11 protein-coding genes are annotated in these 13,987 nt (G+C 42.9%); 7 read left to right on the forward strand and 4 right to left on the reverse strand.

Annotated features, from left to right (window positions below):
- The first annotated feature begins 196 nt into the window (after positions 1-196).
- From NEE14_RS13070 to NEE14_RS13085, 4 genes are all read left to right on the forward strand, one after another.
- Positions 197-3,685, forward strand: coding sequence for a DUF6383 domain-containing protein (locus NEE14_RS13070; RefSeq protein WP_251966987.1), 3,489 nt, complete (start codon positions 197-199; stop codon positions 3,683-3,685).
- Between the two features lie 292 nt (positions 3,686-3,977).
- A complete protein-coding gene (locus tag NEE14_RS13075; protein WP_251966986.1) occupies positions 3,978-4,520 on the forward strand; it encodes an RNA polymerase sigma factor in 543 nt (180 codons plus the stop codon).
- 145 nt (positions 4,521-4,665) lie between these two features.
- Complete coding sequence (locus tag NEE14_RS13080) at positions 4,666-5,184, forward strand: hypothetical protein (RefSeq protein WP_338578741.1); 519 nt, start codon at positions 4,666-4,668, stop codon at positions 5,182-5,184.
- Positions 5,185-5,188: 4 nt separating this feature from the next.
- The gene (locus tag NEE14_RS13085; RefSeq protein ID WP_251966984.1) at positions 5,189-6,241 is read left to right on the forward strand and encodes a hypothetical protein; all 1,053 of its coding nucleotides are present in this window, start codon (positions 5,189-5,191) and stop codon (positions 6,239-6,241) included.
- Between the two features lie 95 nt (positions 6,242-6,336).
- Here the strand turns inward: NEE14_RS13085 and NEE14_RS13090 are convergent, their stop codons facing one another.
- From NEE14_RS13090 to NEE14_RS13105, 4 genes are all read right to left on the reverse strand, one after another.
- Positions 6,337-7,251, reverse strand: a complete 915-nt coding sequence (locus tag NEE14_RS13090) for a ribonuclease Z (RefSeq protein WP_251966983.1) — start codon at positions 7,249-7,251, stop codon at positions 6,337-6,339.
- A gap of 267 nt (positions 7,252-7,518) precedes the next feature.
- On the reverse strand, positions 7,519-8,643 hold the full coding sequence (locus NEE14_RS13095) for a cytochrome d ubiquinol oxidase subunit II (protein ID WP_251966982.1): 1,125 nt from the start codon (positions 8,641-8,643) through the stop codon (positions 7,519-7,521).
- Positions 8,644-8,670: 27 nt separating this feature from the next.
- On the reverse strand, positions 8,671-10,245 hold the full coding sequence (locus NEE14_RS13100) for a cytochrome ubiquinol oxidase subunit I (protein ID WP_251966981.1): 1,575 nt from the start codon (positions 10,243-10,245) through the stop codon (positions 8,671-8,673).
- A 12-nt stretch (positions 10,246-10,257) separates the two neighbouring features.
- Positions 10,258-10,485, reverse strand: coding sequence for a DUF4492 domain-containing protein (locus NEE14_RS13105; protein WP_251966980.1), 228 nt, complete (start codon positions 10,483-10,485; stop codon positions 10,258-10,260).
- Between the two features lie 589 nt (positions 10,486-11,074).
- Here NEE14_RS13105 and NEE14_RS13110 point away from each other — a divergent pair.
- The 3 genes from NEE14_RS13110 (at position 11,075) to NEE14_RS13120 (ending at position 13,987) form a co-directional block, all read left to right on the forward strand.
- The gene (locus NEE14_RS13110) at positions 11,075-12,562 is read left to right on the forward strand and encodes a Gfo/Idh/MocA family protein (protein ID WP_251967031.1); all 1,488 of its coding nucleotides are present in this window, start codon (positions 11,075-11,077) and stop codon (positions 12,560-12,562) included.
- A 29-nt stretch (positions 12,563-12,591) separates the two neighbouring features.
- Complete coding sequence (locus NEE14_RS13115; protein WP_251966979.1) at positions 12,592-13,446, forward strand: 3-keto-disaccharide hydrolase; 855 nt, start codon at positions 12,592-12,594, stop codon at positions 13,444-13,446.
- 136 nt (positions 13,447-13,582) lie between these two features.
- Positions 13,583-13,987, forward strand: a complete 405-nt coding sequence (locus NEE14_RS13120; protein ID WP_251966978.1) for a DUF6249 domain-containing protein — start codon at positions 13,583-13,585, stop codon at positions 13,985-13,987.

Here is a 13,987-nt window from a genome sequence, read left to right on the forward strand (position 1 = left end):
GCAGTGGATAAGAAATCCAAACAATTGATAAAAAAATAGGTAGGTTTATTTGCAGGTATGAAAAAAGGATTTACCTTTGCATTGTTGATTGTGGCTAAAAATGAAATGCCACCGCTTCCGTTTTTAGAACTTTCGGAAGCCTTATAGAAAAGAAGAATTTATTATTACTCTATTATTAATATTAATTTTTATTATTATGAACAAAAAGTTTTCTACACTTATGGCCAGCTTATTGTTGGCTGGTGGAGCACTTTCTAATCTGTCAGCAGAAAATATCAATGACTTGGCAGATGGAACGTACTACAAAATCGTTCGTACCGCTTATAAGTATCAAGGCGATGGTGCATCAGCTACAGGTTATCCGGATTCAGAAGGTAAGTTCTTTTTAGGAAAGGGCGTTTTAACTTCGAATGTTAATGAAGACATTCTTTGGAAAGTTGTCAAAAACGTAGATGGTACTATTTCATTGTTTAATTTAAATAATGATGAATTTACAGTTGACGGTGTTAATGATTTTACAGTTGATTATAGAGATGGTTCTACTAACAAATTTGCAGAATTATCATCTGTGGAATCAAATCTGTTCAAAGTAGCTAATAAATATTTAGCTAATCAAGCATCTTCAAGTGATAATACTAATTATACATTATTATTAAAGGAAGATGGGAAAAATGCTTGGGAAGAAGCTTCTTTAGATGGTTTTGATGCAATTCCTACAACCTTACATGAAGTAGATTATTACACAGCAACAGACTTCTTTACTCAAGATGGTGAAACTTATGTAGCTGATGGAAAAACTTATAAGATTCATTATTTTAATAATGCTGAGGACGGAATATGGTACTTCTCTCAAATCTTAAAAGCTGCTTATAATAAAGATCGTCAAGTTTGGACTTTTACTAATAATACTACTGGAAAGGAAGTTGAATTTGGTGGAGAAGCAGACTTTGAAATGCTACGAGTAGGAGATGATGCTGTTTTGAAACTGAAGAGCGGTAAAGGTTATTTAGCTGTTGAAGATGGGGATTTCAAATTAGTTGATTCAATTGAGAAAGCAACTGTTTTAGCATTTGTTGCAACAAATACTCGTGTTCCAGTCTCAGTAGATGTTTTGAACTATTACGAAAAGGATGGTTTCACTGTTGAAATCAATGGCTTGGACGCAAAGAATGAGCCAACTGTTGAATTAGCAGGTAATCCATTCTCAGGCCATTTGACTCCGATGGTTTTAATAAATAATAGTAAATTTGAAAAGGCAGAGGATCAAGATAACCTTGGTTTGATTCAAGAATACTATTTGAAAAATGAAGCGGGTAACTATATTGTAGCAATGAAGTATGACGTAGAAGGTCAACAGTCTTCTCAAGCTTTGTACAACTTCACAACTGTTACGGAAAAAGAATTGCTTCATAATATCGCAAGAGCAAATAATGGTGAACTAAAGGATGAACAAATTTACTTTGGCAAGTTCCGTGCATCAGTAGATGAAGCTGCTTTGGATAAGGATGAAACAGCTCTTGATGAAATTACTTGGTTGGAAGTAAACATTGATCCATATAATGTAGGTGTTGCTACTGATGCGTATGCAGAATTAGGCCGAGCTGATATTAAGAATGTTCCTACATTAGTAGCTATATATCGTTACGGTAACTTTGAATTGAAACCAATCCATATTTCATTGCAAGCTGGTAATTTGGTTGATTGGAAAGAATTCTTGCAGGCTAAATTCTATACAGTAGAAAAGATTGCATCTACAGATAAGACTGCAAAATTAGGTAAGTTGACTGCTCGATATGGTACAACAGACTGGACTACTTCTTATGGTAATGATTTGGAAGGTCAGTTTGCTTTGACTGTAAATGAAATTACTGGTAAATATGTCTTTACAAATCGTGAAACTAGAAATTCGGTTTGGGCTGAAATTTCAATTGATGCAATGTATTCTACTGATAAAGAGAATACTTACAAATATGCAGGTGAAACATATGTAATCAAACCGGTTGCAGAAGTAAACGAGGCTGATGGTTACAAACGTTTCTCTGATAGTGACTTGAATCGTCAATATCATATTGCATTCTCTTCTGCAGTATTTGATTCTCAGGCATATTTAACAGAAAACCATGCAGATACTACAGATCCGAATGCCCATGTAATTGGTCTGGAAACTGAACGTGATAATGCATTAGTTTTCAATATGAAGAAATATAGTGCAGAGCGTAATCTGAAAGATGAACAGTCTGATCATACTTATAAATATCATCCAACAGACTCTATTTATGTAATTAGTAAGTTAGGTTTCTATAATACAAAGACTAAAAAGCAAGAATATAAGTCTGATACATTAAAGGTGGTTACTTATTCATTCGTTAATCAATATAATGAACCGCTGATGTACGGTGCAGTTACTGGTGCTGAAAAAGACTGTTATTATTCAGATGTATATAAGACAGATGATAAGAAGGAAAAATATGCTAGTTTAGCAGAAGCTCATGAAGCTGCTCAAAAGTTTGCCGTTCGTTACGATAATAATTCTATCACTAAGTATAACTTGCGTCCGGTCGCTTTGTGCAAAGAGGCATTTAATGAGAAAGAGTATGTATCAGGAAGTAAAGAAGATGAAGATTTATATCAGGAATTTACTTTCCATACTTCTACTGATGATTCTCATTATGACTGGTACAAGATGTATGCAGGTGATGCTACATTAGGTATTTTGGCTAATACAAGTCTGTATGATAGAACAGAAAATGACTTGTTTGTAATCGAAGAAACAGAATCTGAAGTTTACCGTCGTTTGGCTAACAATGTAGATACAGTTTCAATCTATCGTAATTACAATGAAAAGTCTCTGTTGTATGAAAAGACAACAGAAATTGCAGATGATGTATTTGTAAACTTCTTGGGTATGGAAAATATTGCAGACTTCACGAAGATGGCTCCGGCTATGATCGCTGATACAGCATACGTACGCAATGAAACTTACAAACCTCAGTATATGTTGATCGTTGATCCGACAATCCACCCGGCAGGTAAGTGGTGTGATGTTTGTAACTCAGATGATTGCGAACATGCAGTAGATGTTCCGGCTTGGACAGAAGGTCGCTTCTTGGTTAACTTGGTTGATTCAGCTAAGGCTTGGGATAACGCTAACAAGCATCAGGTAGGTAATCCGTTTAAGAATAGCGAAGGTTACTACAAATTAGGTTTCGTACAGGCTACTCATCGTAACGATTCTTTGATTGTTAACGGTAAAAAACAGTTCATTGGTAACAACGATAACCATATCGCTAAATTCCAGTTCCGTTATGCAGATACTGCAGATCAGTCATTCGTAATCGAAACTTCATTAGACGGTACTCAGACTCCGGGTTACTTGAAGTGGATGAACGGTGTTGTTGTAGTTGTTGACGATATCAAGAATGCTGATATCTACAACATGAACGAAGACGAATCTCGTACTCCTACAGCGAACGAAACAATCGCTGCTGGTAACGTAGTAGTAGCTGGTACAAACGGTGCAGTAGTAGTTAAGGGTGCTGAAGGCAAGAACGTAATCGTATCTACAATCCTTGGTAAGGTTGTTGCTAACGAAGTAGTTTCTTCAGATAACGCTCAGATCGCTACTCCGGCTGGTATCGTAGTTGTATCAGTTGACGGCGAAAGCTTCAAGGTTGTTGTTAAATAAATGACTCGATGATATACCGGGAGTCTCAAGCTCCTGATATTTACACGAATATATTACAATTTACACGCACATGATTTTAAATCATGTAACGAGTAACCCGTGAGGGCGAAAGCGTGTTTTTATTGAAATTAAGTCCGCATGGACGACATTATAGAAAAGGCGTGTCAGCAATGGCACGCCTTTTTTTGTGTGTCTGCTCTTCTCGTTGGAAAAAATAATTCCCAAAAATGTCACCTGTTTTTGCAACCTTTGGTTTTGTGGCTTCGTCTTATAGATAGAAAACAGAAAAGATATGGAAGATTCAGTTCAGGAACTCATTGCCGGATGCCGGAAGCGGCATCGCCAGTCACAGCTGGCGATGTACCGCCGTTTTGCTCCGCTGGTTTATCCGATTTGCCTGCGTATCGTGGGTCATTCGGAAGAAGCAGAAGAGGCAATGCAGGATACTTTCCTGAAGCTGTTCGAGAAGCTGGATCAATATCATGATGAACTCTGTTTTGAGGCGTGGATTCGTCGGATTGCCGTACGGACAGCCATCGATTATGTCCGCAGACGGTTGCCGGAAGAAGAACTGATAGAAGAAACACTGCCGGATGTGCCGGACGACGAGGAAGAGATCCGGGAGCAGGAAGAACAGACGCTGCTGACGGTCGCTTCCGTCCGGAATGCGTTGGAGAAAGTACCGGCCCAGGCCCGTGTGGTGTTGTCGCTTTATCTGTTTGAAGGCTATGATATGGAAGAAATCTCCCAAATCCTGAAGATACAGCCATCCAGTGTGCGGAGTCAGTATTTGCGAGGCAAACGGCGATTGATCGAATTATTACAAAACAGGTAGAGACGTGGCGTGCCGCGTCTCAGAAGAATTAATGCCGAAATAGGCAGAAACGTGGCGCACCGCGTCTCACAAGAATTAATGCGAAAAAGGGTAGAAACGTAGCACACCGCGTCTCCCCAAAAAGAAATAAAGACGAATGAAAGATATGGACCGATTAAAAGATTATATTGAGCAGCACCGGGAAGCCTTCGACGAGATACCTTTACCCGAAGGACATCTGGATCGCTTTGCCGCTCGCTTGGAACAAGAAGAGGAAAAGGTGAAGACGGTTCCGTTGTGGCGCCGGCTGATGCCTCTGGCAGCTGCCATAGCTTTGTTCCTCTGCTTGTCTGTCCCGTTCTGGATACAGAGGGAAACGCCCGATTCGTATGTTTGCGAGCTCCATTCGGAGATGAGTGAGCTACATACGTATTACCGCATGCAGCTGGAAGATCATCTGATGGAATTGGAAGCAGCCAGCGAGGCTCATCCATCGGAAGCCTTCCGGAATCTGCTGGAAGCCGGCTTGCAGATTGAAGCTTCTTGCCAGCAGTTCGACAATCAGGTGTTGCCAACGCTGCCTTGTTCAGACGAAGGCATCTTCGTCATCAACCAGCAATACCGGAACAGCCTGAACAGTATGCAGATTCTTTGTCAACAGTGTATGAACTTAAAAAACGAATAATAATATGAACGCAACTTTATTACGACTATGGTGTACCTGTGTCTGCCTGTTCTTCTGTCTGGCAGCACAGGCCGCAGATCCGGATGATCTGCACAAGAAGGAATACGAAAAGAGTTTTCCGGCCAGCAAGAGTGACGAACTGTTTATCTCCAACAAATACGGAGGAATCACCATTACCCATTGGAACAAGTCGGAAGTAGCCTTTCGGGTGGTGGTTGAAGTCAAGACCCGAAACGCGCAGGACGACCAGAAAAACCTCGATCGGATTCAGATCCGTTTGGGAAAAGAGGGAAATGTGATTTCAGGAATCACGGAATTATCGAATGTCTCGGTACGTAACGGGAAGCTGGATATACAATATTATATCAGTATGCCTTCGTGGGTGCCTTGCAAACTCGAGCAGCATTATGGGAATATTCTGATGCCGTCTAAGAATCCGGCACCGTGTCAGCTGACGGTGAAGTATGGTAATATTGAAGGCGGCAGCTTCGAACAGCCCTTGCAGCTGGAAGCCAAATACAGTAATGTGACGCTTGGTGCCTTGCAGTCTGCTGATTTCGATTTAGGCTATTGCGGAAAGGTCTTTCTGGAGTCGGCTTCCCAACTGAATGCAGACAGCAAATATTCGAATCTGAAGGCTGGAGAAATCGGTAGTCTGGCTTTGGACTTAAAATACGGTCAGCTGGAAGCCGAGAAAGTGCAGTCGGCCGAAACCGATGTGAAATACAGTACCTGCAAGATCGGTTATTTGGTTGATAACTTGGCTGCCGAATCACTCGATTACAGTACACTCGAGCTGGATGCTGTTAATGCCAAATTCCAGAAGATACAAGTCGAAGCACGCTATAGCGCCGTGAAGCTGGCTTTACCGTCATCTGCTTCTTTCCAGGTAAAAGGCGAGAATCTGAAATACGGTCATTGTAAACTGCTCGGTTTCGAGCCAACCAAGAGCGAGAAAGAAAAGGATGCCGTGTATTATGAAGTAAATGGAGGCAAGAACGGTTCGATTTACTTCGATGCCGGCGGATATTCGAATATGAATATCCGGAAGGAATAATTAATCTGTCAGCAGGATAAGAAAAAACAAGGCTTCGGATAGAATGACTCTTCTGTCTGAAGCCTTGTTTTATGTTGTCTTGTTTGATTCTTCCTTTACAGATTCACTTTCATTCCTTCTTTGGCCAATGTGGTGTTGGGAAAGATGGCGACAGCTTCTTGTTTGAGCGGCTGCGGATCGTCATAACGGGCGGAGTAATGTCCGATGATCAGTCGTTTGACTTCCGCATCACGGGCAATGGTAGCCGCCTCTTTGGCTGTCGAGTGAAATGTCTCGTGCGCCCGTGGTAAATCGGTTTCCTGGAAGGTTGCTTCGTGATACAGCAAATCGACTTGATGGATGTAGGGAATAATCTCCGGCCTGTAAGCCGTATCCGAACAGTAGGCATACGAGCGGGCCGGCACTGCCGGACGAGTCAGCAGGTGATTCGGAACACATTTCCCGTCGGGCGTCACATAATCTGCCCCTTGTTTGATATATTGGATTTCCTTCACCGGAATCTGATAAAAGTCGATCATCTCTCGGATAATATGGGGTTCGCGTTGTTTCTCCTTAAATAAATAGCCACAGCAGGGAATGCGGTGTTTGAGTGGAATAGAGTAGACCGAAACCGAGCGGTCTTCCATCACTAACGTATGCTCTTCCGTATTTACCGGATTAAACCGGACGTTAAACGGAAGTCCCTGGCAAAACAGCTTCAGAATCGAATCTAAATAATCTCCTAATTCGGCCGGACCGTGAACAAATAAGTCGCCGTTTCTTCCTAACATACCCAATGTGGAAATCAATCCCGGCAAGCCAAAGCAATGATCTCCGTGCATGTGCGAGATAAAGATATGATTCAGGCGGCTGAACCTGATCCGCATCTTCCGCATTTGTACCTGAGCACCTTCTCCGCAGTCGATCATATATAATTTATCTCGGAGATCAATAATTTGGGAGGAAGCTAAATGGCGGGTTGTAGGCAAAGCGGAGCCACAACCTAAAATGTTTAATTCAAAATCTGCCATAAGGACGAAATGTTTCTGCAAAGATAATGTAAATCTTTAAGTGTAGTGTAAAAAATCATGAAAATGGAGGGCGTGGCTGATTCGGTTTGCGTTTATATTACTATATTTGTTCGCTGTCCTTTTTAAGTAAAGATAGTTATGATCATCTTAAAATGGTTATTAAGTAAACCTTGACTAACTTTTTCTTTTTGTTTAAAACGGTTAAATGTAGAAACGGCCTGGCGAGAAGCTACGCCGTTTCTAATTTTTATAGGACCTTTCCTTCCGTTATTTCTTATTCGGTTTCAAGTCGATCGCTCTCCAGGCATAGAAAATGTATGCCAAGACAAATGGTATCAGGATGGATACGTAGCTCATAACTTTCAAGGTAAACGGACTGGAGCAGCTGTTCTGTATGGTCAGCGAACTTTGCAGGTCGGCTAAAGAAGGATAATAAGCCGTATGATTCCAGCCGGCACAAAGCAATAAGGCCAAGACCGTCAGTACCGTACCGCTTCCGCTGAACCAGATTCCTTTCCGGTAAGCCGAACTCAGATATGTTTTTCCGATTCCCCATAACACCAGCACTACGCCAATCAGTAAGATACCGGTAACATAAGGCATCTCCAGTAGGTTCAAGGCATATTTATAGGGTTGCATGAAGATTTCCTGTGTATCCGGATTGACCGCAAAGCCATCAGCCACCAGTAAGTGAATCAAGAAGGCCAGGAAGAAAACCAAAAAGGCAATACTTTCGGGCAGCAGGCGTTTGCGGCTTTCCATCTGAATCTCTTTGTCCTCTACATTATTAATAAAGTAAAGGATGGCCAAAACGCGGGCCAGGGAAAAGACGGCAATTCCCAAACAGACATTCCAGAGGTTCAATACGGCTTCCAGTCCGTGCCATGGCGTAGCCCATTGGGAAATGACCGGCATCGCCAGGTCACTGAGTTGTTCTTTATTCACGATAAACTCAGCTCCGTTGAAGAATGTCCCGACCGCTGTACCCAACAGAACCGGTCCGGCTATTCCGTTGATGAGCAGAAATACCCGATAGGTCTTTTTCCCCAACAGGTTTCCTTTCTTCATCTGGTATTCATAAGATACGGCCTGTATTACAAAACAGAGCAGAATCAGCATCCAAACCCAGTATGCACCGCCGAAACTGGTAGAATAGAACAAGGGGAAAGAAGCGAAGAAAGCTCCTCCGAACGTCACTAAGGTGGTAAACGTGAATTCCCATTTCTTTCCGGTCGACCCCAATAACTGCTGTTGCTGCGCTTCGGTCTTGCCCAGCTGAAAGACCAGCGACTGTCCGCCCTGAACGAATAAAAGAAAGACCAGAAGTCCGCCTAAGAGTGAAACCAGAAACCACCAGTAATGCTGTAAGAAAATATATGTAGAAGTTTCCATAATGAACTTTTCGTTTAATTGTTACTACTATTCGTTTGTCTGTGAATGAACTGATTCTGTTTCCGGTCCGGCCTGGATGGCTTTGATCAGGATGCGCAGTTCGGCAATGAGCAGAACGGTAAAGAGAATCAGGAAGAGGAAGAAGGTTGTCTGAACCGAAGCAGTTTCGAGGCGTGAAATACCGGCCACCGTCGGCAAAATATCCTGGATGGCCCAGGGTTGTCTTCCTACTTCGGCCACAATCCATCCTGCCTGTCCGGCGATATAAGCCAGCGGAATGCTCCATAAAGCTACTAAATGCAGCCAGCGCATACGCAGGAATGACTCCCGGCGTTGCAGAATCCATACAGCCAGGAAGAGCAGGATCAGATAAGCTCCCAGCAGAACCATGATATGGAATGAGTAGAATGAAAGGCCGATAGGCGGAATCAATTCCGACGGATCGTTCAGATACCCATAGCCGAAATAATCAAAGTTCTCTTCGAGGGTTGCCCGATGAGCAGCCATGCCGGCTTCATCTTTATCCTTTTTGGCCTGGCGGTAGTCGGCAAGCGCCTGGATGGCGACTTTCCCTTTGGCTATCTTTTCTTCGGCCGAGAGTACCGGCTGTCCTGAATCATCCGTGTATGTTCCTTCAATCAGATCGGTGATGCCCGGGACAAAAGCGTCTGTTTGGCGTTCTGCCAGCAATGATAACATCTGCGGGATTTCTATCTTGAAAAGGAAAGGATCTTCCGGACCATTGTAAGTCGTCCGGTCAGGATTGAGAATACCTACGCAGACCAGTCCGGCTCCTTTTTCTCCCTTGTACAAACCTTCCATGGCGGCTAATTTCATCGGTTGCTTGTCGGCTACCTGATAAGCAGAACCATCGCCCGTCCAAAGCAGCAAGATGGAAGCAACGAGTCCGAAGATAGCGCCAACCTTAATGCTGCGCAAGGCAAAGGCCTGCTCGCGGTTCTTGTATAAATACCAGCTGCTGACGCCGATGACGAAGGTAGCGCCCGTCACCCAGCCCGACAGAACCGTGTGGAAAAACTTGTTGATGGCTACTGGAGAAAGGGCAACAGCCCAGAAATCGAGCATTTCGTTCCGGACTGTATCCGGGTTGAAGTGCATACCTGCCGGATATTGCATCCAGGCATTCGCAATCAGAATCCATAAAGCCGAAAGCGTGGCTCCGGCAATGGTCAGCCAGGTAGAAGCCAGGTGGAAGCGTTTGCTCACTTTGTCCCAGCCAAAATACATAACGGCAATAAACGTGGCTTCCATGAAGAAAGCGACGATGCCTTCGATAGCCAGCGGGGCACCAAATATATCTCCCACAAACCAGCTGTAGTTGGACCAGTTGGTCCCGAATTCAAATTCAAGGATCAGTCCGGTCGCAACGCCGATGGCAAAATTGATGCCAAACAGCTTCATCCAGAAGCGGGCCGTTGTTTTCCAGTGTTCCTTGCCTGTTTTTACGTACAGCGTTTCCATTATGGCCTGGATAATACCTAAGCCTAACGTAAGAGGCACGAAAAGCCAGTGATACATGGCCGTCAGAGCAAACTGAGCCCTCGACCAGTCGATCAGTGATGTGTCGATACTTGCAATCATGGTAGATGATAATTATTTAGTAAATGAATTAGCGCGGTTGACCAGTTCGCCGGAGACGTAGTTCTCCTTTTCAGCAGAAGTCTTGTATTTCCCTAAAAAATCAGGGAAAAAGAACAGCCTGAGTACACAGAAAATGACGAAAAGCTTGATCAGAATGATCAGCCAGAGAAGTTTTCCTAATTTCATTTCGCGGAAACCTTCCCGGTAAAAATGGTATATGCGTTGTATGTATGCCATCATACTGGATGTGTTTTCTGGTTATTTTTTCTGCCTGTTTCTTCCCGGTAAAAATAATGATATTTTTCATTCGATGAAAATATAACAGACATTCTTGAGAAAAAGTTTTCCCGAAGTTGCTTAAGAATTCATCCGACATTCGTTGATTCCTGACTGAAAACATACGAGAACCTAGCTTTATCACAGTTGTCAAAAAGCTTTGCGACTACTATGGAAAAGCTTTATCACATATATGGAAAAGCTTTTTGACAGCTGTCAAACAATTAAAAAGTAATGACTTTTATAGAAGAAACCCGTAGGATTCAAAAACAAAGTCCGTGGGTCTTGCAATGCTTACCTGCAGAATCAGGCGGTCAGGTATAGCATAATCCGGTATTATTCCTTCGAGAATGACATCATTATGGATTGCTTCCGGGTTAAAAAATGCTGGTTTGCGCTGTTAAAAAAAACTATTTTATTAAAGATTTTATCGGAAATATGATTGTTGATAATTAATGTATCCTTATATTTGCAACAACCTTGGTCCACTATAAGACGGATTAAGACGAGAGATAAATGAAAAACATTAGTGTGCTAATCTATAAATTTAATTATTATGTCAATTAGTAGAAGATCATTCCTTCAGAGAAGCGCTGCAGCTGCTGCCGCGTTCACAATTGCTCCTAATTCTATTTTAGGAAAAAGTCACGGATATGTAGCTCCGACTGACAAGTTGAATATCGCTGCCGTTGGTATCGGTGGTATGGGACATGCCAACATTAACAATGTGAAGAACACAGAAAATCTGGTTGCTCTTTGTGATGTAGACTGGAAATATGCAAAAGGCGTGTTCGATGAATTCCCCAATGCAAAGAAATATTGGGATTATCGTAAGATGTACGATGAAATGGGCAGCTCTATTGATGCCGTTATCATTGCTACAGCCGACCATACACATGCTTTGATTACAGCCGATGCGATGACTCTGGGGAAACACGTATATTGCCAGAAACCGTTGACTCACTCTGTTTATGAATCACGTTTGCTGACTAACTTGGCCAAATCAACAGGTGTTGCCACTCAGATGGGTAACCAGGGTTCTTCAGACGAAGGTACTGATTTGGTTTGCGAATGGATCTGGAACGGTGAAATCGGTGAAGTATATAAAGTAGAATGTGCTACTGACCGTCCTATCTGGCCGCAGGGTCTGAATGCTCCTGAAAAAGTAGACCGTATTCCGAAGACTTTGAACTGGGATTTGTTCTGCGGTCCGCAGGAAGTTATCCCTTACAACGCTATTTATCATCCTTGGAACTGGCGTGGATGGTGGCGCTTCGGTACAGGTGCATTAGGTGATATGGCTTGCCACATCCTGCATCAGCCGTTCAAAGCCTTGAAGTTGGGTTATCCTACAAAAGTTCAGGGTTCATCTACTCTGTTGTTACAGGATTGTGCTCCGCAGGCTCAGCACGTTAAATTGACATTCCCTGCTCGTGAAAACATGCCGAAGGTAGCTATGCCGGAAGTAGAAGTTCACTGGTATGATGGTGGTATGATGCCGGATCGTCCAAAAGGATTCCCAGAAGGCAAACAGTTGATGGGTCCTGGTGGTGGTTTGACAATCTTCCACGGTACAAAAGATACATTGATTTGTGGTTGCTACGGTCAACAGCCGTTCTTGTTGTCAGGTCGTGTTCCTAACGCTCCGAAAGTTTGCCGTCGTGTTCCGAAAGCAATGGCCGGTGGTCACGAAATGGACTGGGTTGCAGCATGTAAGGAAAGCAAAGAAAATCGTCGTGTGTTGAAGTCTCGTTTCGAAGATGCTGGTCCGTTCAACGAAATGGTTGTAATGGGTGTATTGGCTGTTCGTCTGCAGACTTTGAACAAAGAATTGTTGTGGGATGGTCCTAACATGCAGTTCACTAACATCAAAGATGACGAAACAATCAAGATTTTGATCAAAGACGACTTCAAGGTTGTTGATGGTGACCCGAAATTCAATAAGATCTGGACTGATCCGGTTAATGCTAAGCAATTCGCTTCTGAATTGATCAAGCATAATTATCGTGATGGCTGGAAGTTGCCTGATATGCCGAGATAATTAAGGTTTTAAACAAAATAAAAAGTAAAATGAAAAAGTCAGTATTATTTGCTGGTGCAGCTGCACTGATGTTGTGCTTTGCTTCTTGTAACGGAGGCAAAAAAGCTGAAACTACTGAAACTCCGGTTGAACAACCTGCTGCAGAAGCAGCTGCTCCTGAGTACAAGTTGTTAGATCTTCCGACTGTAGATTTGTCTACTTTCCCGAAAGATAAAGACGGATGGATTACTTTGTTCGACGGTAAGACATTGAACGGCTGGCGTGGTTATGACCGCGAAGATGTTCCTGCTGCTTGGATTGTTGATGATGGTGCTATCCATATCAAAGGTTCTGGTAACGGTGAAGCTGGTGCTAAAGACGGTGGCGACTTGGTATTCGCTCACAAGTTCAGCAACTTCGAACTTGAATTTGAATGGAAGGTTGATAAAGGCGCTAACTCTGGTGTATTTATCATGATCCAGGAAGTAGAAGGTCAGCCTGCTTATATCTCAGCTCCGGAATATCAGGTATTGGATAACGAAAATCACCCGGATGCTAAGTTGGGTGTTGACGGTAACCGTAAATCAGCTTCTTTGTATGATATGATTCCGGCTAAACCGCAGAACGCTAAACCTTATGGCGAATGGAACAAGGGTAAGATCCTTTGCTATAAAGGTACAATCGCTCACTATCTGAACAGTGATTCTCCAGTTGTTGAGTACCATATGTGGACTCCGGCTTGGAAGGAAATGTTGGATAAGAGCAAATTCAGCAAAGACAAATGGCCGTTGGCATACGAATTATTGCTGAACTGCGGTGGTGAAAAGAAAGAAGGTTTCATCGGCTTGCAGGATCATGGTGATAACGTATGGTATCGTAACATTCGTATCAAACTTCTTGACTAATACCTAGTCGGATAATTAAATAAGGAAGCCCGGGGTTAATGACTGTTAATCTCGGGCTTTTCTGTAACCGGTGATTAAGTTGTGTCGTCTTATGGACAAATAAACTTAATTACAAACAATTTAAAACGTTACAGATATGGGAGAATTAGTAGCTATTTTGGCTGTTATCGGTATTTTTATTTTGCCGGTTGCCGCATTAGGTATCGGTTGGGTTGTTTTGCTCCGCAACCGTCATGAAGAACGCATCAAGATGATCGAGAAAGGTGTCATTTTGGAGGAGCCGGAAAAGAAGGCAAACCGGTATCCGGCTTTGCGGAACGGTTTGTTTATGGTGGGTCTGGCCGTTGGTCTGATTTTAGGTATGTTCGTGGCACCTTATGTTCCGGAAAATGATTTTGATTTTCTGGTGATTCCTGTCTTTGCCGTTTTATTTGGCGGCTTTGGTTTCATCGTATATTTTGCACTTTCCCGTAGGCTACAGGTAAAGGAGCGTGAGGAAGATAAAAAAAAGAATGCGGAGAGTAGGATAGAACAGCTATAA

It is taken from the genome of Parabacteroides sp. AD58, assembly GCF_023744375.2.
GTDB lineage: Bacteria > Bacteroidota > Bacteroidia > Bacteroidales > Tannerellaceae > Parabacteroides > Parabacteroides absconsus.

What these genes read in the sequence shown, in the direction of transcription:
- NEE14_RS13070 (WP_251966987.1), top strand. Translation starts at nt 197, where the DNA reads ATGAACAAAAAGTTTTCTACACTTATGGCCAGCTTATTGTTGGCTGGT.
- NEE14_RS13075 (WP_251966986.1), top strand. Translation starts at nt 3,978, where the DNA reads ATGGAAGATTCAGTTCAGGAACTCATTGCCGGATGCCGGAAGCGGCAT.
- NEE14_RS13080 (WP_338578741.1), top strand. Translation starts at nt 4,666, where the DNA reads ATGGACCGATTAAAAGATTATATTGAGCAGCACCGGGAAGCCTTCGAC.
- NEE14_RS13085 (WP_251966984.1), top strand. Translation starts at nt 5,189, where the DNA reads ATGAACGCAACTTTATTACGACTATGGTGTACCTGTGTCTGCCTGTTC.
- NEE14_RS13090 (WP_251966983.1), bottom strand. Translation starts at nt 7,251, where the DNA reads ATGGCAGATTTTGAATTAAACATTTTAGGTTGTGGCTCCGCTTTGCCT.
- NEE14_RS13095 (WP_251966982.1), bottom strand. Translation starts at nt 8,643, where the DNA reads ATGGAAACTTCTACATATATTTTCTTACAGCATTACTGGTGGTTTCTG.
- NEE14_RS13100 (WP_251966981.1), bottom strand. Translation starts at nt 10,245, where the DNA reads ATGATTGCAAGTATCGACACATCACTGATCGACTGGTCGAGGGCTCAG.
- NEE14_RS13105 (WP_251966980.1), bottom strand. Translation starts at nt 10,485, where the DNA reads ATGATGGCATACATACAACGCATATACCATTTTTACCGGGAAGGTTTC.
- NEE14_RS13115 (WP_251966979.1), top strand. Translation starts at nt 12,592, where the DNA reads ATGAAAAAGTCAGTATTATTTGCTGGTGCAGCTGCACTGATGTTGTGC.
- NEE14_RS13120 (WP_251966978.1), top strand. Translation starts at nt 13,583, where the DNA reads ATGGGAGAATTAGTAGCTATTTTGGCTGTTATCGGTATTTTTATTTTG.